Below are 25,409 nucleotides of genomic sequence, written 5' to 3'. Positions count from 1 at the left end.
CCGCCCTGCTGCGCCACCCGCGCCACGCCGCCCGCCTCGACATAGAGCGCATGGCCCGCGCCCAGATTGAGTTGCAGCGCCTTGGCGCCGTCGTACTGGTAGATGCCGTTGGCGTCGCGGGTGCCCCCCACGATGTCGCGATTGGCGACCAGGCTGACCTGGCCCTGGCTCTCCAGCGTGCCCGCGTCGGTGCCGATGATGGAACCGCCCTGGGCGCTGACCGTGATGGTGATGCCCTTGGCGGCATGGATGTCGCCCAGGCGGATGCTGCCTTTGGGCGAGTCCAGGCCCACCGTGGTGTCGCTATAGGCCGACACCACGCCGTCGACCGCCTGCACCGCCAGCGAGCGGGTCAGGTTGATGGTGAGATAGCGCGGATCGCGCATGTCGCCCACCAGCGCGCCCGTCTTCAGCTGCTGCGCGCTGGCGCCGTCCTGCACCACGAATGGCACGTCGACGGCCTTCCAGACCGGGTCCAGGAAGCCGCTGCCGATGTCCACCACCTGCAGGCCGGCGGTCCGGGCCGCGGCGATGTTCGCCTGCAGCTGCGCCAGCTGTCCGCCGGTCGCGCCTTCCAGCATCCGGCTGTTGTAGACGAAGACCTCGCGGCTGTTCTCGAACAGGCCGAAGCGGTCGGCGAACAGGAATTGCAGTTCGGTGCCCGCCGCCAGCCTGGCGCCGAGCTGCAGCGCGGCATCGTTCGAGAACATGGGATTGACCGCCCGCCACAGGCTGGCGTCGGTGAAGTCCACGTGGGCGCGGTCCAGCGAGACCGTGCCGGCGGGCCCGATATAGCGGTACAGCGTGTGATAGACGCCCGCCAGGTTGGCGGCATTGGCGCGCGACAGGATGGCCTTGTCGGCCTCCGGCAGCGCGTCGAAGATGTTGGCGCGCTGGTCGCCGCTGATCGTGCTCAGGTCGGGCAGCTTCAGCGTGTATTCGCCCAGCTGCGCGCCGATCGAGCCCTGCCCCGAGGTGCGCAGCGTAATGCCCTGCCCCGCCTTCACATTCAGGAAGCGATCCGCCGGCGGCACGCCTTCGGACTGGCTGTCGATATCGAAGACCTTTTCGTTGATGGTGGCGGACACCGGATACAGCAGGTTGTTCTCGATATTGCGCAGCGTCGCCGCCGAGAAGTAGAAGAAGTACCCGGTCCGGTAGCTGCTGCCGTACAACGCGATCTCGTCGGCCGTCTGCGCCGGCGCGTCGGTCTTCTGGACATAGTTGCGCACATAGGCCTGCGCGCTCGCCAGGTCAGCGGCCTTGAAGTCCACCGTGACAGCCTTGCCCATGCCGGGATACAGGGCCAGCAGGGCATCGTTCTGGCCCGCGCCCGTCTGGTAGAGCATGGCGTCGGCCAGCGTGGCCGCCAGGCGGATGCTGCCGTCGGCGCCGACGATGGCGTAGTACGCGGTGTCGGCCCGCAGTCCGCCGACCGCGTCGCGGAAGTAGATCTCGTCGCCGGTCGCCAACGCGCGCAAGCCGCCCTTGCCGTCATCCACGATGAACATGTTGGCGAGCTTGAAGCTGCCGTCGGCCAGCCCCGTCAGCGCCGAAGACGCGCCCACGGTCGAGGTCAGGCGCTCGCGCCAATAGTTGTGGTATTCGGCCGTCTGCGCCAGTTCCTTGTTCACGGCGTAGTCATAGACCACCTGGTTGCGCACCGACTTCACCAGGTCCTGGACGCCCGCCAGGTTCAGGCTGGACGGCAGGTGATTGGGGTCGTAGGCCTGGTTCTTGAACTGCTCGTGCAGGGCCTGCATCTGCGCGCTCAGGCTCGCCGGATCCGCCACGGCCTGGGCCTGGAACAGATGCGTGCTGACCGTGAACATGCCGCGCAGATTGGCAGCGGCGAATCCCGTCAGCAACTGCGGCATGATGCCCGCGTCGGTGAACAGCGATTTAATCAGGGCCTGCCCGTCCGGCGTCTGCCTGAGCTGCTCGAACTGCTGGTACAGCATGGCCTGTTCCTTGGACGCGAACAGACGAACGCGGTTGCCGCTCTCGACCAGCACGTAGTAGGCCACGTTGTTCTGCAGGCTGATGGTCTTGCCATCCTTGGCCAGCGCGTCGTTCAGGTAGACCCGGTCGTAGTTCTGCAGATTGCGGTAGCCGGTCACGTTGCCGGCGGCATCGAGCACCGGCACGATGTCGGTCTTGGTCAGGGTGATGACGTCGTCCGTGGCGACGGACGCGCCGCTGGCCGAGGCGTCCAGTAGCCTGACCGAGATGGCGCCGGGCGTGGCGCCCACGGCCTTCAGGATCTGCTCCAGCGTCAGCGCCTCGCCATTGGGCAGGAAGGCGTTGTCCGCCGTGTCGGCCAGCGTCACCACGCGGCCGTTCACGCTCTTGATGTAGTAGACCAGCGTCTGGCTGGAGCCGGCGAAGCTCAGCTCCACGCGCTGGCCGCGCGTCAGCGCGTCGTTGCCGGCCAGCGTCAGCGAGGCCGCGCCCTTGGCGGCCAGCGACTGCTGCGCGAAACCGGAATCGACCAGCCGGATGCCCGCGTTGACCACCATGCCGCCCAGATCGATCGGCTTCTGGCTCCAGTTCGGATCATTGGTGTCCAGATTGCGGTAGGCGTACAGCGCCTTGAGCTGCGATTCCTCGGCGTAGACATCGCCGGCGAACACGATCCGGCCCTTGAGCCAGGCGCTGTCCGGGCTCTGGGCCGTCAGCGGATTGCCGAACTCGTCCACCACGGATACGATCTTGAGCTTGCCGTTGTCGTAGACGCCCAGCTGATGGCCCGTGCGCGTCGTGCCGTCGTTGGTCATGAACAGGTCCAGGCCGGTCAGCGAAATGTTCTGGCCGCTGGCGAGCAGGGACTTGATCGCGTTGAGCATCTGGATGCGCGCGCCGTCGCTCAGGTTGGACGCGCTCAGGTCCCAGCTGAAGCCGTTGCCCAGGCTCACATAGTTGCCATACCTGGCCGCGCCGCCCGTTGTCGTCTCGGTGTACTGGTAGAAGGTGAGGTTCTGATTGCCCCACCAGCCCCAGGCCGAGCGGCTGTCCACCGCGAGCGAGCCCTGCATGAGCGCGGTCGCGCCCAGGCCGCGCCGGATCGCGTAGGCGATCTCGCCCTTGTTGTCGCCCTTGCCCAGGCCCGTCAGGCCGAAGCTCAGTTCGGACGGCAACTGCTGGGCGATGACGGCGTCGCTGCCGTTGCGCACGTAGTAGTTCTTCAGCGTGACGGTATCGTCCAGCACCAGCGACAGGTAGTTGTCCGGGTGGTAGATCCCCATGGACGTCGAGCCGTCCGCGCGCTTCAGGTCGAAGGACTGGATCCGGCGCGTGACCTCGACGCCGTCGATGGTCAGCTTGATCTCGCTGCCCACCAGGCCATTGGCCGGGTCGTTGAGCCAGGCGACGTATTCCTGCACCGACGAGACGTTGGCCGGAATCTGCCACCCCAGGGCGGCCCCGGCGAGCGCGATGGTATTGCTGGTGACGCTGCGCTGGATCACCGAGCCGGCCTTGCCCAGCGAGGTGTTGGTCAGCAGGTCGTACAGCGAGCCCGGGCCGGTCGGGATCTTGGCCGAGGGATGGGCGGTGTTGTAGGCGTTGATCGCCGCGATGACCGCGTTCGTGATGTCGCTGTCGCCAGCCGGCGGGTTCGCGACCTGCGTCCCGTTGGCCGGCACCCCGGGCCGCGCGGCCTGGACCTTGTCGGCGTAGTTCTCGCCGCCATACTCGCCGCTGCCGCTGCCCAGCACCACGTTGAGCGACACGTGGCCGTTGGTCGACGCGGAGATGCCCACATAGGGCGTCTTCAGCGTGATCAGCACCGTGTCGAAGTCCTGCGATCCCCAGTATCCGCCGTTCTTCATGACCGGCAGGATCTGGTCGATCAGCAGCTTCTGGCCGCCGATCTCCGCGTAGGTGTACTTGCGCAGCGCGGCCAGCACGTCCGCGCCATTGCCGCTGGCGGCCAGCTGGTTCAGCTGCGCCTGCGTGAACGTCATCTGCAGGACGCCGGACCCAAGGGTCGACGCCGGCAGCGTCGCCGGCAGGGTAAAGCGGATCGGCAGGTTGGCGTTGGACGTGTCGGTGGCGCCGGCCAGGCCATAGGCCGGGCCGAACAACACGCCCTGGCTGCCGGCGGTGTAGCCGAGCGAGGCCATCGACACCGGCGCGGCGTACAGGCCGGTCGCCGAATCGTAGACCGAGAACTGGAAGCGGTAGTTCAGGCCGTCGTTCGAGACCGCGATCAGCTTGCCCAGGATTTCCTGGCGCGCGTTGCCGTTCAGGCTGTTGTTGTACGCCAGGCGCACCAGGCGCCCGCCGTCCACCGCCGCCTTCAACAGGGCCTCGTAGTCGCCGGCGCGCTCGAAGGCCACGGCCAGGTAGCGTCCATCGCCTTCGAGCTGGGTGCTCAGGAAGGTCCCGGCGCCGCCCAGCGTGATGCTGGCCACCTGCAATGCCCGCACGCCCGACCAATAGCCTTCGTACCGCGCGATCTGCGCGTTCAGATCCGCCAGGATCCTGGCCGTGACCGTGGGATAGGCCTTCTCGGTCGCGGTGCGGGTATCGGCCTTCTCGCCGTCCAGCAGCGAGCCGCCGTTGAGCGTGATGCTGACGCTGCCCAGCTGCGAGTACACCGAAGCCTGCGGATTGACCCAGTTCACCGGCTTGACCAGCACCAGGTCGGCGTTGGCCACGTTCTGCGCGATGTAAATGCTCTTGTCGGCGCCGGCCACGCCGCCGGCCAGTCCGGCCTGGGCCGCGAAGCCCTGGCGCGCATGGATGGACAGCGCCTTGGCGGCCGAGCCGATGGCGCCATAGCCGGCGTTCAGCTCGACGCGATTGCCCAGCACCACGGTGTCGTTGCCGGCCGAGGCGTGCGCGTAGATGCCGTTGAGAGCCTCGATATAGACGGTCCCGGCCGACGAGGCCACCTTCTGCAGCATGGCCCGGGAGCTGGTGCCGCCCTCGGAGAAATATGTCAGCCGGATATCGTTGCGCGCCTCGGCCCGGGTATAGCCCGCCGAACCCATGACGTTCAACTGGATGGAACCGCCCAGCGCGTAGGCCTCGACATTCACCGAGGCGGTGCCCGGCTGGATCTGCCCATTGGGATCGCGCGCCAGGATGCCGACCTCGCCGCGAGTCGTGATGGACGTCGACTTCGACGACGACACGGCCTCGATGCGCACGGTCTTGCCATTGCCGACGATCACGTTGCCGCCCAGCGTCACGTCGCCGTTGCTGCGGATATAGACCGCGTTCGGCTGCGAGCTGGAGCCCAGGAACGTCAGGTTGATGTCCTGCGAGGCCGGCACGTAGAAGGTATAAAGCTCCTGCTGCTTCTTCTCGACCACCTGCGTCAGCGTGGTGGTCTTGGTGCGCAGCCAGCCGCCGCCGCTGGAATGCGGTCCGTCGTTGCGCACGATGACGCTGGTGTTGTACTTGCGGTAGGTGACGACGAAGTCGGAACTCTCCAGCTGCTGGCCGCCCACCGTCACCACGCTGAAGCGGCCCAGGCCCGGGATGTAGATCGGCCCGTTCGGGTCCGCCCGCAGCTCCTGCTTGCCGCTGCCTTCCACGTAGTTCGGCAGGACCACGTCTTTCAGCTTGCCGCTGGCCGCGAGCTGGTCCCGCAGCACGCCAGGCACGGAAGATTCACTGGTATAGGCCACCACGGTCGACACCAGCACCGGGCGCGACTGCGCATAGGTGACGTAGGGGCCCTTCTTGGTAGTGTTCTTGTTGGTCAGCCAGCCCAGCGGATCGACGCCGTCGCCGATCAGGTTGAGCTGCTTGGTGACGTAGGTGGTCGTGGTCGTTTCGCTGGATTCCCAGCCCATGACCCAGACCATCACCTGGCCTTGGGCCGGCTTGTAGGTCGTGGTCAGCTGGCCGCCCAGGTTCCCCACCACGGCGCTGGAGCCGGCCGTGTTGCCCGGGCCGCTGCCGTTGTCGTAGACCCAGACCCAGCCCGGCTGCCCCACGCCGGCGTTCGTCACCTGGACGAACTTGTTCCAGACCGTGTGCACCACCTGGTCCGCGCCGTTGAGCTCGTACAGGTCGCGCTGGCCGCGCGCGGTGTCGATGATCTCGATGCGGCCCTTGCGGTAGGTGCTGACGTCGATGTCGCCGGTCACCAGCGCATAGGTGGTCTGGTTGTCGATGCGCACCGAGGCATAACCGTTGGCGACGATCAGGTTGCCGTTGCCCACCGAGATGATCTGGCCCGTCAGCGTGATGCTGCCGCCCGCCAGCCGGATCGGATCCAGGATGATGGTCTGCGTGGCGTAGTCGAAGCGGCCCGTGATCGCGCCAAAGCGATTCATGGATCCGTCGGCGCTGTACGACACGCCGCTGCTCGCGTAGCCATTGTTGTCCTGCAACGACTTGTTCTTGTCGCCCCGGAAGGACGAATCGATGCGGATATAGGCGTCCGTGACCCCGCTCTGGATCTTGCCGTCGATGTTCAGCGTCAGGGCCGATATGTTCACCGCGCCCAGCGCGAAGATGCGCGAATCGCTGGCCGCCTTGTCTCTGGCGATGTAGGAGGAGAAGGAACCGAGGTTGCGGTAGCCCCACTTCAGCAGCACGTCCGAGGCCGTTTCACTGGCGCCCGTGCTGGCGGCATTGTTCTTGAAATAGTCGACGATGAACTTCCAGCTGTTCTCCAGCACCGTGGGATCGGCGCCGGTATTGAACCAGCCGTCGCTCTGCAGGCTGAAGTTGCCCTTGGCCTGGATGTCCAGGCTCAGCGCCGAGATCGTGCCGGTGACGTTGATGCTGCCCAGCGTGTTGACCACCGAGACCTTGCCCAGCGGATTGACCACCGCGCCCAGCAGGTTCAGGTCCACCGGCGCGTTGCCCACCAGCGCCATCATCTCGGCGTCCAGCGCGCCGCCGAATGGATCGGCGGCCCAGCCGTTCTTCAGCTGCAACACGCGCACTTCCGCCACGTCGGAACCGGTCGCGCCCTTGACCGACGCGTCGTTGATGTACAGATGACCGGACTTGAAGATCTTCATCTCGCCGTCGGAGCCCGGGCGGATGATGGTGCCGTCCATGACGACGGCGTCGTTCACGTTCATCAGCATCGGCGAATCGTTGACGATGTTGATCTGTGTGTTGGCGCGCGCGTCGATGCCGCCCGTCTTCACCCCGCTGGTATCGGCCGCGCTCACATAGACCGAGCCGCCGGACGCATACAGGTTGGGGATATCGACGTAGAAGGTGTAGAACGAATCCAGGTAACGGCCCTTGCTGTCCGTCAGCTGCAGGCTCTTGAGCTGCTGCTGCAGCGCCGCGATGTTGGCCTGGTAGCGCGCCACCGCCTGCGGGTCGGAGGCGTGCTCGGACTGCATCTTGGTCAGCGTGCGGATCTGCTGGCTGATGATGTTCTGCTGGCTGGCGTAGCGCAGCACCGGCTGGCCCAGGTCCACCGTCTTCAGCACGTAGTAGATGCTGCCCACCTTGTCGGCCGCGAAGCTGCCGAAGTCCCAGTCCAGCGCGCCGTCCTTGTCGTCCTGCGTCAGCGAGGGCGGGTTCTTCTTCCAGTAGCTGTTGCCGTAGTTTTCCGTGGCCAGGTTCAGGTTGCGGCTGTCCAGGCTGTCGTAGTAGTAATAGTCGTTGCCCTTCTTGATGATCATGCCGGTCGTGACGTTGACCTCGATGTCCTGCGCGCGGAACGCCGTCAGCTCATAGCGCACGTCGATGTTGACCGTGCCGCCGGCGCCGTTCAGGCTGGTCGAGTTGGCGCCCAGCAGCTTTTCCAGGATGGCCTTGACGGCGGGCGAATTCGGGTCGAACGAGACCGTCGGGTTGGCCTGCGTGGGCAGCACCAGCACGCCCGCCTGGGCCAGCGCCTTGAGCAGCTCGGCCGGGATCACGAATACATTCGCCGCGTTATTCACGCCGGCGATGATGCGCGTGGCGGACGAGGTCGCGACCTTGCTCGATGCCTTGTCGACCACGCCGGCGGCCAGCTTGACCGTCGGGTTCAGGTTCAGGCCGATCACCTGCACCGAACCGTTCACCTTGGCCTGGTCCAGCATCGACGGGTTGGTTTCCAGGCGCACGTTGCGCTGCGCCTTGATCAGCGAGCCATTCGTCGCCACGCCGTCGATCAGGATGGTGTTGATCTGGCGCGCCTTGGCGCCGCTGTTGACCAGCGGGATCTGCGCCACGCCCACCATCGTGAACGAGACGTTGTCGTTGGCCAACAGATAGCCCGTGGACAGCGGATCCGAGACCTTGCTGTTGCCGGCCAGCGCCAGGATGTTGTCGCCCTCGATCGACGAATTGTCGATCTGGATGCTGTTGCGCACGGTCAGGTCGTTGTTGCTGTCGGTCTTGCTCGCGCTGGCCACCGAGATGATCAGCATGTCGCTGATCGTCGTGGTCACGCCGCGCGTATTGGCCGCCAGCGTCACGTCGCCGAAGGTGTTGCGCACGAAAGCGCCGTTGATCTTGACCTGGGCCAGCGCGCCGTCGGTGCTCAGGTGGTTGGTCGACAGCGTGACGGTGAATCCCGCCACGCCGGTGATCTTGTTGCGCTGGGTGTAGATGATGTCGTTGGTCGCCACCATGTCCAGCATGCCCGGAGTGCCGTAGTTCCCCCTGGCCTGCACCACCGTCGCGCCGGCCGTGTCGATGGTGTCGCCGGCCGCGCGCGCGCCGCTCACCTCGATGACGGACTGCGGACGGATCTTGACGTCATGCTTGCTGACGTCGGCGCCCACCAGCTTGACCGAATAGGCGCTGAGCGCGGATTCGCCGCGCACCGTGTTGCTGGCGCGGATGTCGACCTTGTTGCCGATGACCCGCGCCCCGCCGCCGATGCCGACATAGGACGAGCCGCCGATGTCGGCCTCGATCTTGCCCTGCCGGCCCGCCACCAGGGCGATGGTGCCGGCGTCCATGCTGACACCCACCGACTGCGCCTGGCTGGCCGAGATGTTCAGCAGCGTGCCCTCGATCTGCGCGCGGTTGGAGATTTCCACGCGCGCGTCCAGGCTGGTGCTCAGCCTGGCGCTGTCCACCGAAATGGTGAGGCCGCCCACTTCCAGCGAGCGCGCCTCGGCCAGCAGGCCGGCCTCGCCGTTGCGGTCGGTCGTCGCCCTGGCCGTGACGCCGATCACGTCGCCGCGCAGGCTGGCGTTGTCGACCACGGCCTTGAGCGAGCCCTGCAGCACGGTTTCGGCGCTCATCACGCCGACGCCGATCACGCCGCCGGTGATCGCCTTGGAATAGGCCTTGCCATAGTACGTGCCTTGCGCGTTGACGCTGACCAGGCCGGGCGTGCGGCCGGACGCCGTGGTCACGCCCACGCCGTTGAGCACGGCGCCGTTGCGCGCCTCGGCCAGCGTGGTCGCGCCGATATCCACCTTCGCCTTGTTGACGTTCACGGCCAGGCCCGTCGTGGCGGCCACGCCGGCGGTCTGGGTACGGCTGAAGTCCACCGCCACCAGCGCGTCCACGCTGACGCTCGGCGCCGACACCTGCGCCTCGGACACCGAGGCCGTGGTGGTGTCGCGGGAGATGTTCTCCGCGATGCCCACGCCCACCGCCGCGCCGATCACGCCCACGGCCACGCTGACCTGGGTCAGGTCGATTTCCGCCAGCACATTGGTGTCGGCCTTCACGGCCAGCGCGCCCAGGGCGCCGACCTTGCCATTGCCGGTGATGCGGGCGCTGACGTTGTTGCGCGTGTTGTTGGTGACGCGCACGCCTGCGCCAGCGCCGGCCACGCCGGCGCTGGCCGCGACCGAGGCCGTCACCGCCTCCAGGTTCTTGAACTGCGTCTTCTCCAGCGCCAGCACCGACAGATTGTCATAGGCGCCCACCTCCTTGCCACCGGCCGTGCCGATGTAGGCCGACACGGTGTTTTCCGCCGTGGTGTCGACCAGCGACACCACCAGCGACACGCTGGCGCCGGGCGCCAGGCCCAGCGACGCCGCCACGCCATAGGCAGCCGAGCGTTCGATGATGCTGTCGTCCTTGGCCCGCACCGTCAGCGAGCCGCGCTCGCCGTCGATGCCGACGGTGATCGTCGAGCCGTCTATGTAGGCCGAGGTGTTGCTGGCATAGCGGTTACTGACCTGCACGCCCGAGCCGGCCACCGCCACGCCCGCGCCGACCACGGCCAGCGCGCCGGCGAAGTTGACGCTGTTCAGGGTCTCGCTGGACGTCGCCAGCACATCGAGATTGCCCTTGGCCACGGTGACGGTGCTGTTGGCGATGTAGGCCTGCGCGCCGTTGGTGCGCGTCACGCCGTCACCCGAATAGGCGCCGAAGGTATTGCTGGCGATGGACACGCCCATGCTGGCGCCCAGGCCGGCGCCGGTGACGCTGGCCGCCACCGCGCCGGTCACGGCGGTGATGGTCGACGTATTCTCGGCCGTGACCGACACGCCGGTGCCGGCCGTCACGGTCGAGCCCGTGAGGCGGCTGCCCGTCTCGTTCGCCACGACCTGGGAACTGCCGGCGCCCGCGCCGGAAACCGCCACGCCCGTCAGCGCGACCGCCGCCGAGGCCGCCACGGAGACGCTGTCCACCGTGGCGGTTTGCCTGGCCGTGACCGATACGCCGTCGGACACCGTGATCGTGGCGCCGCTGACGCGCGCCTGCACGCTGGCCGCCGCCACATTCTTGACATCGGTGGCGCCCACCGCCACCGAACCACCCTGCATGGAGAAGGCCAGCGAGGCGCCGACGGCCTTGGCCTTCAGGGTGCTGCCGTCCTGCGCAGCGACGCTCAGGCGCGCCATCTGCGCGCCCGTGCCGCTCACCGACAACACGCTGTTGTCGACATAGGCCTCGACGGCTCCCAGGGTCTTGTTGCCGGCCACGGCCGCGCCCACCGACAGGGCCAGGCCGGAACCGGTGCCCGCCGCGCTGGCGCCGACCGCCGTCGCCTCCAGCGTCGAGGTATTGGTCGCCTTGACCGTCAGGCTCTCGGCCGCGCGCACGGCGGTGTCGACCTGGGTCAGGCCGTCCACATAGGCACGGGTGACCGCCTTGCTCGTGTTGAAGGCCGCCGCGCCGGCGCCGGCCAGCGCCACGCCGCCCATGGCCACCGCCACCGCGCCGGCCCCAACCTTGGCTTCCAGCCGCTGCACGCTGTCGGCCGTGACCGACACCGCGCCCAGGTTGGACAGCTTGCTGCCGGTCAGTCCGGCGCGCGCGCCGGCCGTTTCCGTGATGCTGTTCTCGGCCAGCGCCGAGCCAATGGCCAGCGAGGCGCCGGCCGCCGTGAAGCCCACGCTGGCGACCACCACGGTCGCCTTGATGGTGCCGCTCATGTCGGCATCGATATTCAAGGCATTGCCGGCATTGCCGTCGATGCGCGAGCCGTTGACCAGCGCCGTCGCGGACGAGCCGATCAGGTTGCGCGCATTGGCGCCGCCGCCCGCGAGCGAGACGCCGCCCAGGCCCGCGCCCACGCTCACCGACACCGCGACCGACACGGTCGTGATGGCGGCCTGGCTGTCGGCCTTGACCGTGATCGCCGGCGCGCCGGCGATCCGCACGCCATCCATGGTCGCCAGCGTGGTGTTGCCGATCTCGTTCTGCGCCAGCGAGGCGGCCACCGACAAGGCGGCGGTCGCGCCCAGCGACACCGCCACGGCGATCGCCACCGCGGCGATGGTGCTGTTGATCTCGGCCTGGTCCAGCGCCCTGACGGTCACGCTGCCCGCCTCGAAGCGGTTCTGCTGGTTCTGGTCGCTGATGCGCGCCGTGATGCCGGTCTGGATCTTGTTGACCGCGCGCGCGCCAGCGCCGGCGCCGGAGACGGCCAGGCTGGCGCCGTCGACGACGGGCGGCGCATAGGCCACCGACACCGCCACCGCGCCGGCCACCACGACCGCGTCGATGCTCTGCTTGCGGTCCACATCGCCGTTGGCCTTGAACGAGACGTTGCGCGCGTCCACGCTGACCGCGCCCGCCGTGACGGCGCTGCGGTCGATGAAGGCCACGATCTCATTGACCGGACGGCCCGCGCCCAGCGCGACCACCTGGCCGGCGCTGTTGACGTCGTAGCCGATGACGTTCTCGGCCATGGCCACGCCGATCGAGGCCGAGGCCGCGGCGTACTGGCTGACCGAGACCGAGGCCGACATGCCCAACACCACCGCGTTGATGCGCGACAGGCCCAGGGCCAGCACGTCCACCGCGCCCGCCGCGCCGCCCGAGGCGCGGGTGTCGATGATGGCGCCGCTGATGCCGGCGCGCACGCTGGCCGAAATCACGTTGCGCGCCAGCGCGCCGCGGGCGCCGATGGCGGCGTTGGCGCTGCTGCCCGCCGACACCGCGACGGATGCGCCCAGAACCACCGACAGGATATCCGCCTGCTGGGTGGCGCTGAGCGTCAGCTTGCCGCCGCCCGTCTCGATACGACCGCCCGAGACCGTGGCCTCGACCGTGTTGAATACCTTGTTGACCGCGACGCTGGTGCCGACCGCGATGGCCACGCCGGCCGCGCCGGCCTGCACCGCGACCGCGCCGCCGATGGCGATCGCCGTGATGCTGGCCTCGTCGCTGGCCTTGACGGTGACGCCGGCATTGGCCACGCGCAGGACGGAATCCTCCACCCGCGCGCGCACCGTGGTGGCGATGCTGCTGATCGCCACCGACACGCCGATGGACGCGCCCACGCCGGCGCTGCCGGCCGATACCGCCACGCCCAGCGCGCCGGCCACGGTCACGATGCTGCCCGTGTTCGCGGCCGAGACGCGCACCGCGCCTTGATTCAGCGTGCCGCCGGACGGCGTGTCGACCCGCGTCAGGCGCGCCTCGACCGAGCCTTCGATGGTGTTGCCGCTGCCGGCGCCGGCGCCCGCGCCGGCAAAGCCCTGCCCCGCGGCCACCGCCGCCGCCACGCCGATGGAGACGGAGACGATGCGCGAATTGTTGACCGCATCGACCGAAATGCCGGTCTGCGTGCGCACCAGGGTGGTGGAGCCCGCATTGGTCTCGCTGGTGCCGTCGATGTAGGCCAGCGTCTGGTTGCCGATCCGGTTGTCGGTCGCCGCGACCCCGGCCGCGATGCCCGCGCCGCTGCCCGGCGACACCGCCACGCCCAGCCCGCCTGCCACGGCCAGCACATAGCCGTCGTCGCGCGCCTGCACCGCCACGCCCGCCAGCGAGCCGCCGGTCGCGCGCGATTCGATCTGGCGGGCATTGCGGATGCCTGCCTCGTTCCGGCTGTTGACCCGGTTGATGGACACGGAGCCGCCCACCGCCACCGCCACGGTGCCCACGGCCACGCTGCCTGCGACGGTGATGTTGTTGATCGCGCCCTCGAAGCGCGAGGACACCTGCACGTGTCCGCCGCTCACCAGGCCTTCGGTGTCGCGGATCAGCGCCTTCACGGAATGCGAGCGCGAGATGCCCAGCGGCGCGCCGCCCACGTAGTTGTACGACAGGCTGGCGCCCACGGCGACGCTGGCGCCCTGGCTGCCCAGGCCCAGCGCCACCGCGCCGGCCAGGCTGTTGATGGTGGAGGCGTCGCGCGCCTGGACCAGCAGGTCGCCGCCCGCCGTCACGGCCTGGCCGCTGGCGGTGCCGGCGATCTCGGCCGTGATGGTGTTGGCGATCCAGTTGAGCACCGCCGAGCCGCCGAAGCCCACGTTGGCGCCGGACCCGCCGGCCGCGACCGCGCCGCTGACCGCCATGGTGGATATCTGGGCGTCCAATCCCGGCGGCATGTCGTCGGGCCGGGCGAAGGTCGCCTGGACCACGATGTCGCCCGCGGCGGACAGCGCCGATCCCACCGCGCCCGCGTAGACGGTGTCGAACACCCGGTTGACCGCGAAGGCCATGCCGGCCGCCACGCGGCCGCCGATGGACACGGACACGTTGCCGGCCAGCGCCGAAATGCTGGCCGTGTCGCGGGCGGTGATGCGGATGTCGCCCGTGGTGGCCGTGATTGTCGATCCGTCCGTGACGCCCGCGTACACCGTGTTCTGGATGGTGTTGACCGCCAGCGAGCCGCTCACGGCCACGCCGGCGCCGCCGGCCAGGCCGACGGAGACGTTGTAGATGCTGGCGCGTTCTTCCGCGCTCACCTGCACGGCCTGCGCCGTCACCTGCGCGCCGCGGATGAGGGCGCGCACGCCGTTCTGCATGTCGGCCACGCCGACCGAGGCGCCGATAGCCGCCGAGGCGCCCTGCGTGGTGGAGATGCCCAGCGCGCCCGTGGCCGTGACGATGCGGCTGCTGTCCTGGGCCGAGACCGAGACGCGTCCGGCATCGGCGCGCAGCTGCGTGCCGGCGGCCGCGCCGCTGTTGTCGATGACCGCCTGCACTTCGGTGCGCGACAGGTTCACGCCGATGGCGCCCGCGCCGCCCAGGGACTTGCCGCCCGCGCCGGCCACGGTGATGCTGAGCATGCTGTTGGTCAGGCCATGGCCCTGCGTCAGCGCGCCGATGTCCAGCGAAATCATGCCGCCGCCGCTGTCGAGCTTGTCGACCACCTTGCGCAGCGTGACGCCGCCCGAGCCGCTGGTCGCGCCCAGCTGGATGGCGATGCCGTCCTTGGCGTTCTGCAGCGAGGTGGCCAGCTGATAGCGGTAGCTGCCGTTCTCGGACACATTGATGACGTAGTAGCGCTGGCCGTCCACCAGGCCGGCAATGGCCGTGCCCTGGCTTTGATAGACCACCAGGTCGCCGGTGGCCAGTCCGCCGTCGGTGGCCAGGCCCAGGCTGTTCTCGGCCGGATTGCGCGCATTGCCCGAGGCGGCGCTCAGCGTCGCGTCCTGGGCCGGGCCCTGGCTGATGACGGTCTGCTGGGTGCCATCGGGCTTGGTCGTGGTGGTGGACTGCGAGGTCTGCTGGTCGAGCTTGACCCGCGTGATGCCGATCATTGCATCCGGATTGACGGCGCTGGGCTTGCCCTGGCCGTCGAGCAGCTTGTTGCCCGCGGCATCGGCCAGGTAGTACTGGTAGCGTCCCGTGGCGGCGTTGAATTCGGACACATAGCCCAGCTGGGCCAGCGTCACGGCGCTGCCGTCGACCTGCTTGAAGCGCAGCGTGTTGCTGTCGATCACCTCGACCACGTAGACGTGGTTGTCGGTCAGCCCGGTCAGCACGCCCTGGGCGCCCAGGTTGACCACCACCTTGTCGCCCGTCGCCAGGCCATGCGCCTTGGGCAGCGTCAGGCTGCCATTGGCGTTGAGCAAGGCGCCGGCGGGATTGTCCACGCTGAAGCGCTGCATCGCGCCGCCCGTCGTGGCGCCGCTGAAGTTCACCAGATTGCCCTGGCCGTCGCGCAGCTGGAACGACACCTGGCCGTTGACGGACCGGTCCAGATTGACCACGTAGTAGGTCACGCCGACCTTGAGCACGTCCTGGCCCTGGCGCAGGATGCGGTTGGCCAGCACGTTCTCGATCTGGCCATTGGCCAGCGAACCGCTGTAGACGATGGCCGAGCCTTCCTGCACGCCATCGAACGGGGCGTTGACCACCAGCCGGTTGTTGGCGCTGTCCACGCCCACCGTCGCGTCCGCGCCGTGGTACGGCTGCAGGTTGACGCGCGTGGCCTCCTGCATGCGCACGTGGGCGAAGCGGATGCCGGCGATGTTGCTCACCGCGCCGAACGCCAGCGCCTTGCCGCGCAGCGCGTCCTCCTGGGTGTCGGCCAGCTGGATGATGGCCTTGCCGTCCGGCGCCGCGCGCCGGATGATGTAGTAGATACGGTCGCCGCGCAGGCTGCTGCCATCGGCCAGCGTGATGTTGCCGGCGCCGGCGCTCAGGTAGATGCCGTCGCCGGTCTGCCAGCCCGAGAACTCCTTGCCGGAACTGCCTTGCGGCGCGCTCATGCCGGCGTTGCCGGTCGTGTCCTTGCCGTTGATGATCTCGGCGGCCGCGCCGGTGAAGGTCAGCGAGCTGCCGCCCTGATTCACCGTGATGGCGCCGTCGTTCACCGCCAGCACGCTGCCGCCGTTCAACTGGGCGTTGCCGCCCGCCGCCAGCGGATCCACCAGGCCGGCGTACACGTTGATGTCGCCGCGAGTGACGCGCACGTCGCTGGCCACGATGGCGGCGGTCACCTTGGGATTGGTCGCCGGCGAGCCGTTGCCGGCCACCTCGGCGATCTGCACCTGCGCGCCCGAATCGGCCAGCTGCTTGCTGTCGAAGCTCAGCAGGTTGCGGTCGAAGGCGGTATTGCCGCCCATGATGTTGACGGCCACGGCCAGGCCCACGGCCGCGCCCTCGGTCGCCACCGCGCCCGCCACCGTGATGGCGTACAGCGCCGACGCATCCGAGGCATTGACGCGCACGGCCTGCCCCGAGAAGCCGGCCGCCTGGCCCGCCTTGACGGTGCTGTTCGAGATGCGCGCCTCGGTGGCGCCCCGCATCATGTTGACGTTGACCGCGCCGGCCAGCGCGAACTTCTTGGACAGCGCGCCCGCCGCGCCCACCGACACCATCAGCGGCGAGGAATGCGCCGACAGGTCCAGCTTGCCCTGCACATCGATCGCGCTGTTCTCGATCAGCGCGCTGGTGCGCGAGCTGAATTCGTTGACGCTCACCGAGGCCCCCACGGCCACGGATCCGCCCAGCGTCACCGCCACGCCGCCGGTCACGGCCACCAGCGTATTGTTCTCGGTGGCCTTTACCGTCAGCGCGTTGGCCGTGATGGCGCTGCTGCCGGCCACGGCCGCGTTGTTGACATAGCGCGGCAGCACATAGGCCGCCACCGCCGAATGCACGCGGTTGACCTGGATCGAGCCCGCGCCCGCGAACATGGCCTCGCCCATGCCCACGCCGACGCCCACGGCGCCGCCGCCCAGGGCCGAGTTGTCCTCGGCGGTCACGCTGACCGAGCCGCCCTTGTTGTTCACGACCGAGCCCTGGATGCCGGCCAGCACCGCGTTGCCGATATCGTTGTAGCTGATGGCGATGCCCACGCCGGCCTTCTTGCCCACGCCGGCGGCGCCGGTGATGGCGATCAGCGTGGTCTTGTCCAGCGCGCTGACGTTGATGTCGTGGCCGCTGCTGTCCGTGCCGTCATAGCGGACCTGGCTGTTCAGGATATAGCTCTCGATGCGGTTGGCGATCACGTTGACCGTCACCGAGCCGCCCACGCCGGCGCCGTCGCGCGCCACGCCCAGCGCGCCGGCGAAGCCCACCGCCACCTGGCTGGATTCGGCCGACACGTCGAGCTTGCCGGTATAGAGCAGTTCGATGGCCTGGCGGATGCCGGCCTCGACCCGGGTGCTGCTGATGTTCACCGCGACCGCCGCGCCCACGCCGGCCTTGCCGTCCGTCACCGCGCCGGATCCGGCCACCGTAGCCAGCACGCTGCCGTCGCGCGCCTCGACCTTCACGCCGCGCGCGCTGATCTTGGTGGCGTTGCCCAGCAGGGCGATGTTGCCGTAGTTGGCCGTCGTCACCGCGGCCGAGCCGGCCAGGGCCACGCCCTTCTGGCCCTTGGCGCCGGCCATGCCGGCCGCCAGCGTCACCGCCACGCCCGTGCGGCGGGCCGACAGGGCCAGGTCGCCGGCCACCAGCAGGCTGCCCACCAGGGCAACCTCGGCGCGCGCCTCGCCGCCCAGCCCGTTCATGCTGTAGGCGCCGGCGATGCCGACATTGGTCTTGGCATTGTCGGACTGCGCCAGCGCCACCGCGCCGGACAGCGCCAGCGCATGGGTGCCGTTGGTCGCGCTGATGGTGGCGTCGCCGCCGATGGTGATCGTCAGACCGGCCGCGTTGATGTAGGCCTGGGCGAAGTCGTTGACCATGTTCACGGCGACCGCGCCGGATATCGCCACGCCCGCCTTGGACTGCTGCTGGCTGCCGCCGCCGCCCGAACCCGAGCCCGAGCCGCTGTCCTGCGTCAGCGTCGAGGTCGAGTTGCTCAGTTCCTTCAGGATGTCCGACAGCGACAGCAGCTCGTCGGGATCCGGCGCCGCGCTGTCCTTGCCCGGCGTCGCGCCGCCCTGGCTGGCCGGCGCCTTGGTGCCCAGCACATCGGTGCCGCCGCCGGCCGTGCCGCCCGCGCCGCCCGCGCCGGTCCCGTCGCCCGCGCCCGCCACCGGGCTGGATACCCGCGAGCCGGAGACGGCCAGATTGCCGACAAAGCCCTTGTTCTCGCTGCCGATGAGCAGCTTGCCCGCCGAGAACGAACCGGCGGCGCCCGTCACCGGCGTGGCGTCGTCGCGCCGCTGGCCGATCAGGGCCTGGGTATCGCGGTTGACGTCATTGATGGCCACGCTCATGCCCACGCCCACGGTCTGGGAGCCGGCGGCGGCGCCGGCCACCGTGCCGACCCAGGTCGCGTCGCGCGCCTGGATCGACGCCGTGCCCGTGGCCGCCACCGTGGCGCCGCGCGCCACCTGGGCGACGGTGGTGGCGCTGGTCACGTTGACCAGCACCACGCCGTTCACGGCCACCGTCTTGGCCTGCCCGCCCGATGCGCCCAGCGTCACCGACACCAGCTCGTTGCCGGCCTCGACGTTCAAGTCCTTCGAGTAGATCCTGGCCGTGTCGGCGACTACCGCCTGGGTGTCGTGGGTCGCCACATTGACATAGACCGACACGCCGATGGCCGAGCCGTCCTTGGATTGGCTGCCGTAGTCAAAGCCGTCCACCTTGGGCGTGAGAAAACCCTTGGCCAGATCCTTGCCGTAGGCCAGCCGGCCCTGCGTCTTTTCGCGGTCGGGCGCCTGCTTCAGCGATTTCTCGCCGCCGATCGACATCGACGGCAGGATGATGTTGCCCACCAGGTTCATGCGCTGGGTCGAATTCAGCGCCTTGATGTCGACATTGCCGGCCGCGCCGCCCGTGCCGCCGCGCGTGTCGATGAGGCCCGCCACGGTCGTGCGGGTCTGGGTCGATTGCACGTCGATGGAAAAAGCCCCCGACAGCGCCAGCTTCTTGCTCTTGGCGGTCGCGCTGACCCAGCTGCTGAAGCTGGACGAGATGCCGCCCGTGCTGCTCAGCGTGGCCTGGAGATTGTTCAGGAAGGCCTTGGCCGCGCCGGTCGCCACGCCCATCTTGGCCGAGGTGCCGTCGGCCGCCTTCCACTTGGCCTCGATGCCGTCGAACGGCGCGTACAGATTGACCAGCCAGAGCTTGTTCGGGTCGATCTGGTTCAGGCTCTGCGCCGACACGGAGACGGCGCCGCCCTTGGTGGAAATGCTGGCGTTGGCGGCCACGCTCGCCGTGGTCTTGATGTCGTCGATGCTGACCACCACCGCCGCCGCCGCGCCCAGGTCGGAACCGTCCGGTCCGACATTGCGCTTGACCTGGTCGGTGGTGACGTCGTTCTTCTTTTTCAGGAACGATTGCTTGTCGGCGACAACCTTGTCGTCGACGCCGCTCATCACCGTGAATTTGGTGTTGTAGTTGCTGCGCGCCTCGACCTGCACGGCGCCGCCCGCGGTCGTGATCTGCGCGGCGTTCTGGCCGTCGCCGATACGCACCGTGGTGCTGAAGTTGTTGATCGCCATGCCCAGCGCGGCGCCGACCTGGAACTCGGTCGACGGCTTGTCGATCTCCTTCTGGATATCCTTGTCGTAGTCGATGATCTTCTGCGCGTCCTTCTTGGCCTTGACGTCGCGCAGCTTCTCCTTGAAGGTCCGGCTGTTGCTGTCCTCGACCAGCGCGCCGAAGAATGACTTCACGTACTGCGTGCCGGTGCCCAGGCCCTTGGTCACCGCGCCGGAAATGGGCGTGGCGACCTTGCCGATGACGGCCGACTTGGCTTCATACTGCACCTTGCTGGCATAGTCGCCGCCCGTGGCGGCGCGGCCGCCCAGGATGGTCTTGACCGAGATCGCGCTGCCGCCATCCAGCGTCAGCGCCTGCACCAGCACCTTGCCCGCGTCGCGCGCGACGATGACGCCGTCCATGAAGACTTCGGTGTTGACCTGGCTGTAGGCGAAGCCCACCGCCGCGCCAACCTTGGCGTACTTGGCGTCGTACTTGCCAGACTCCTGGGCGGGGCCGGTCGACGTGCTGCCCGACGCCGGCGGCACGACCTTGGTGTCGTCGCTCTCGGCCATGCTGCCCGAGACAGAGATGCTGATGCCGACCTTGTGCTTGGTCTGGGCCGCGACGGTCACGTCGCCGCCCACGCCGCTCGCGACGTAGGTGTAGGGATCGACGGTGGCGCGCAGCCCCGTCTCCAGCCTGGCGCCGCTGCCGATATGCACGGAGGCGTCGCTCAGCACCACGCTCACGCCCACGCCGATCACGGCCGGCACGGCGCCGATCTGGCCCGGCGTCAGCGAGATGGTCAGCGACTGGTCGCTGTCGGCCCGCACGGTGATGCTCTTGGCCGCCACCAGCCTGCCGTCGATGGTCACGCGGGAATAGCTCTCCAGCACGCCGACGGCGATGCCGGCGATCTTGGCCACCAGCGGGCTCAGCTCCACCTTGACGGTGTTGCTGGCCTTGACCGAGATGTCGCTGTTGGACACCAGCCTGGCATTGCTGCCGACATTGATGGACGTGCTGTACTTGATGCCGGCCCAGGCGGCCATGGCGCCGGCCGTGTCGGTGAAGGCCTTCACCGCCTCCAGCGCCTTGCTCGCGCCGCCGGTGATCTTGCCCCAGATGCCGCTCGACGCCGGACCGTTGTCGGGCTGCTTGTACAGGGCGCTGTCCAGCTTGGCGTCCAGGCTGATGCCGCCGCCGTTGGCGTTGGTCGCCCAGAGCGTGGCGTTCTTGACCGTGATGGCGGCCTCGACCGTGTAGATCTGCGCGACCGTGCTGCGCCACGGGCGATAGCTCTGCGCCACCACCTGGATCGCGCCGGCCGTCAGCAGGATGTTGGCACCCGTGTCCTTGCCGATCGTGATCTGCTGGCCTTCCAGGCGCAGCGTGTGCTGGTTGTCGACGGTGATGTCATGCTCGACCGTGTAGGTCCCGCCCTTGACGGTCACGTTGCGCCCGGCGGCGGCCTTGCCGGGGTCGATGTCGACCACGCCCTTGTCGCCCAGGTCCAGCACGTAACCGACGTTGTCGGTGTTGGTGTCCATCTTGACGCCGACCAGCGCGCCGTTGGCCTGCAGCAGTTCGGACAGCGAGGTCGAGACGGCCGGAGCCGAGCCGGTCGCCTCGGCGGCGTACTTGAAGATCTGCACCGTGTTGTTGCTGCCGCCGGCCTGCGCCAGCGACAGGACGACCTGCGCGCCGCCGGTGACGGCCGGCTGCTGCACCACGAAGCTGACGTTGCTGGTGTTGCCCTTCAGGATGTTGAAGCCGCCGTGGCTGGCCAGCGTGACGGGCGCGTTCCAGGCCGTGGCGTCCAGTGTCACCGATCCGGCTTCGTTGCGGGCGTACAGCGCGGCGTCGTTCATGGCGCCGGCGGTGAACAGCACCTTGCCAAGCTGAGTGGCGCCGCTCAGGTAATAGACACTGTCCGTCGCGCCGGCGCCGGACGCCAGCACCACGCTCTGCTTTGTGTTGACCACCAGATGATGGGTGCCGGTTCCGGCCTGTGTCTGGATGCGGTTGCCTTCGCCTGTATCGCTGGCGCCCATGCCGTAGTTGACGATATAGGTGTTGTCGCCGCCGCCCGAGCGCACCAGGGCATTGCCGCCGGCCAGCGTGAACTCGGTGCGGTGGCCGACGGCCAGCGCGTCGCCCCGCAGCACGCCGTTGGCGTCGGAACCGCGCTGCAGCGCGCCTTGCGCGATCAGGCCCAGCTGCCAGGCGGCCTGCGACACGACCACCGTGGAACTGGATGTGGTGCCGTCGGGGTTGAGCTGCGCCTGCATGCCGGGCAGCAGCGTATAGGCACCCGACAGGCCGGCGTTCAGCGCATCCTGGCTGTAGCGGATCTCCAGCTGTCCCTGGGCATTCAGGCTGGCGTCCAGCGCATACAGATAATCCCAGCGCGTGCTGGTGTCGGAGGCGGCCAGCAGCTTGCCGGCATTGGGGCCTTCCACGGCGACGCGCAGCGGCGCGCCGGCGGCGTCCACCATCACGCTGGCCTTGATCGCGTCGATCAGGTCCTGGATCGTGCGTATGCCTTCCAGGCCCACGTCCACGCGGGCGTTGCCGGCGGTGGGAAAGAGCAGGCTCAGCGCGGGACCGTTGCTGGCCTGGTAGCCGCTCTTCAGGTCGCTGAGATAGGTCTTGGTGGTGACGCCGGTGAAACCGGTGGTGTCGACGACGCGGCCATTGTCCTGCACGGTGATGGCGAAATCGTTGACGTTGGTGAAGGTCGAGACCAGCGTCTGCCCGCCGCTCGCGGCGAAGGTCAGGCGGCCGTTGGTGACGGTCAGGCTGTTGGCGCCCGTAGCGACGCGGATGGTGTTGTCGCCGGCCGAGCCAATGACGTCGCTGACGTAGGCGTTGCCGATGATGAAGGTGTTCGCGCGGCCGGCGCTGCCGTCGATGCTGACCCGCCCCCTGAACTCGGAGGTATCGATCCAGTTGCTGTAGTCCCCGCCCACCACCTTGGCGGACGTAATGTTGCGGAACTTCGATCCGGTGATGTCGGTGGCGCCGCGCTGGATCCAGCCGTCCCAGCCCGCGCTGGCGTTGCTGGTGCGCAGGGCCAGCCAGCCCGCGCCCTTGCGGGCGTCGGCATCGGCCTTCAGTTCGGCCGCCGTCGCGCCCGTCAGGCCATCGGCCATGGCCACCAGTTCGGTGCTGGCGTTCAGGCCGGTGCCGCCGGTGATGTCGTAGACGCCACCCAGCAGGATGATCTGGTGCTGGCGATTGGCGCCATTGCCAGCCTTGATCACGCCGCCGGACATCAGGCCGCTCACCAGCACGGTGTTGCCCGAGAAGGCCGAGGCGTCGATCAGGGTGGCGTTCAGGCCGCCGTTCAGCATGGCGTCGGTGAACACGCCATGCAGCGTATTGCTCAGGACCGCGCCGGCGCCGCCATTGGTGCCCAGGCCGTCGTCCACATGGGTGGCCTGCAGGCCCGTGTTGGTCAGGACGAAGTTCCAGCTGCCGTTCTCGGACAGCTTGTTGCTCAGGGCGCCCGCCTGGGCCCAGAGGTCGTTGTTCCCTTGATAGCCGGTGAACGTGTTGTTGCCCAGGCCGCCGCGAAGCACGTTGGCGCCGGCGCTGCCGATCAGGGTCAGGTCGCCGGAGTAGCCGGAGCCGTCCAGCGTGACAAGGGTGGCGGCGTGATAGACGCTGCCCGGCGCCGCCGCGCTGTCGATGGTGCGATAGTCCTGCAGGGTCACGGCGGCCACGCCGTGCAGATCGACCCGGGTGGACGCCGTCGCGCCCGGCGGCGTGTTGGTCAGCACCGCCGTGGTCCTGTCGCCCGTCAGCGTCGCGTCGCTCTCGACGCCGCCAATGTACTCGGTGGTGCCGCCGTTCAGATTGCCGTTGCCGTAGATGACGTCGTTGCCGCCGCCGCCGCTGATGCGGTTGACGCCTCGGCTGTTGGCCACGGTGATGATGTTGTCGCCCAGGCCGCCGACGATGTCGTTGCCATACTTGCCGCCCGCGCCGATCACGTTGGCGATGTTCAGCACGCCGCTCAGGCCGCTGGCGTCGTACAGGGCGGTGGCCTCGTCCTGGTAGTTCAGGTTGACGCTGACGTTGTCTTCGTAGGCCGAGTAGTCCAGCGTGGTCTTGCCCGCCACGCCGACGAAAATCTGAATGTCGAGATTGCTGACGAGCGCGGTCGCGCCCGCGAAGCTGTTGATGCTGCCGTCGCGCGCCACGCCGGCGCCCAGGTAGACGCTCACGCCGCCCTGCGTCTGCACGCGGGCGGTGATGTCGGCGCCGAATTGGGAGAGGTCCAGTGTGTTGCCGCTTTGGCCAGCCTGCTGGGTCAGGGTGAATCCGCTGATGCCGGCGCCGACGATGTAGGTGTTGCCGCCGCCGCTGCCCTTGATGATGTCCTGCGCGTTGCTGATGGTGACGGTGGTGTCGCCCACCACGGTGATGCGGTTGCCACCTTGGGCCGAGCCCTTCACCGCGCTGATCGCCCGCACGTAGCCGAATCCGGTCGGCGGCGGCGGCGGCACGGCTTCGCCATTGCCGCTGGCCGTGGGACCGGACAGGTCCACCGTCACGCCGGTCGCGTAGCCGCTGTAGTCCAGCAAGGTCTTGCCGTTCTGCGAGGTGCCGACCAGGTTGAAGGTCTTGTCGCCGATCTTCAGGCTCTGGCTGCCGTCGGCCGACTTGAACACCACGTTGACCGTGCGCTCGGTCCAGTTGTTGTTGGCGTCGACCGTGGTGTAGCGGATCTGGTAGCTGTCGTTGTTGCTGATGATGGCGGTGACGTTGCCCTTGATCGCCGAGAAGTCCAGCGTGTTGTTGTCGTTGCCGTCGTCCTGGTTGCGCACCCAGACCCCGTTCTCCTGCTTCATGCCCTGGCGCAGTTCGATGGTCGTGGTCGCGGCGGTGGAACTGTTGTTGAACACGAAGGTGTTGCCGCTGCCGTAGGCCACCAGCTTGTCGTTGGTCGCCACGCCGACCAGCGTGGAGCCGCCGGTCTGCACGCCGGTGGAGGTCGCCATCACGCCATCCCAACGCGCCACGGTCAGCGTGGTGGCCTCGATGGCGCCGTGACGGTAGTCCAGCACCCAGTCGCCGCCCAGCGCGGCGCTGCCGACGGTATGCGTGGCCGCGGCCACGTCGGCGCGCGTGATGGCGGACAGGCTGTCCACGAAGGCCACGCCGCCCTTGCCGGCGGCCACGTTGCAGCCGTAGAGCAGGATGTCGCCCTGTTCGGCCATCGCGTCGCCCCAAGCGCGCAACTGGTCCTTGTAGGAATCGAGCTGGCCCTGGCCCAGCGTCGCCGAACCGAGCGTGAGCGAGCCGGCGCTGCCGTGGCTCATGATCTGCACGGCCGCCAGGTCCTTGTGCTGCCCCAGGATGCGGGTGATCTGGTCGACGCCGTCATAGCGGCCGTCCAGCACGATGATCTCGGTGTCATGGCTGCGCAGCACCTGCAGCTGCGGGCCCTCGCCCGTCGGCCGGGCCAGTCCGCCCAGTCCTTCGGTCTTGCCGCTGACCAGGCTGTACAGCCCCTGGACCATCTGCTCGGCGTTGTCGATGGACGGATCCACGAAGATGATCTGGCGCACCGGCGTGCGCTCGGACTGCGTGGTGTAGCCCTCGATGGCGGTCAGGGGCGCGGGCTGGCCGGCCGCCTGGCCCGGCAGCCAGGCCTTGGCGTCGCCCTGGCGCGCGGCGTTGGCCTTGGCGTACTGATCCAGCGAAATCTGTTCGCCCAGCACGCCCTGCTTCTGGAAGGCGGCGCGCTCGACCAGGTAGGGATGCGCGCCCGGCGCGCTGGTCTTCTTGGCCTGCGGGCCGGCCTGCCCGGGCTGGGCCGGCATGGTCACGGGCGCCTCCTCGCCAGCCGGCGGCGGAGGCGGCGGCACCAGTTCGGCCGACATCAGGTAGCGACGCTCCAGCGCCTCGAACAGCGGCCGTCGCCGGAACAGGGATTGCTGCACCTCGCGGGAGGAACGGCCGGTCCAGAGTTTGCGCGCCAGTTTCTTGATGCTCAT

At 68.7% G+C, this 25,409-nt stretch carries 1 protein-coding gene (cut by a window edge); it reads right to left on the bottom strand.

The features are described 5' to 3' along the window. Nucleotides 1-25,409 carry the 5' portion of a DUF4347 domain-containing protein gene (locus tag AC6LJ5_RS10540; RefSeq protein WP_498140429.1) on the bottom strand. It extends 6,475 nt beyond the left edge of the window, so the window shows 25,409 of its 31,884 coding nt (coding positions 1-25,409); its start codon is at nt 25,407-25,409; its stop codon lies off the left edge, out of view.

This window comes from Achromobacter sp. 1011791174 (assembly GCF_059760925.1).
Note: the sequence above shows the minus strand (reverse complement) of the source record. Positions and strands in the feature narration are given on the sequence as shown.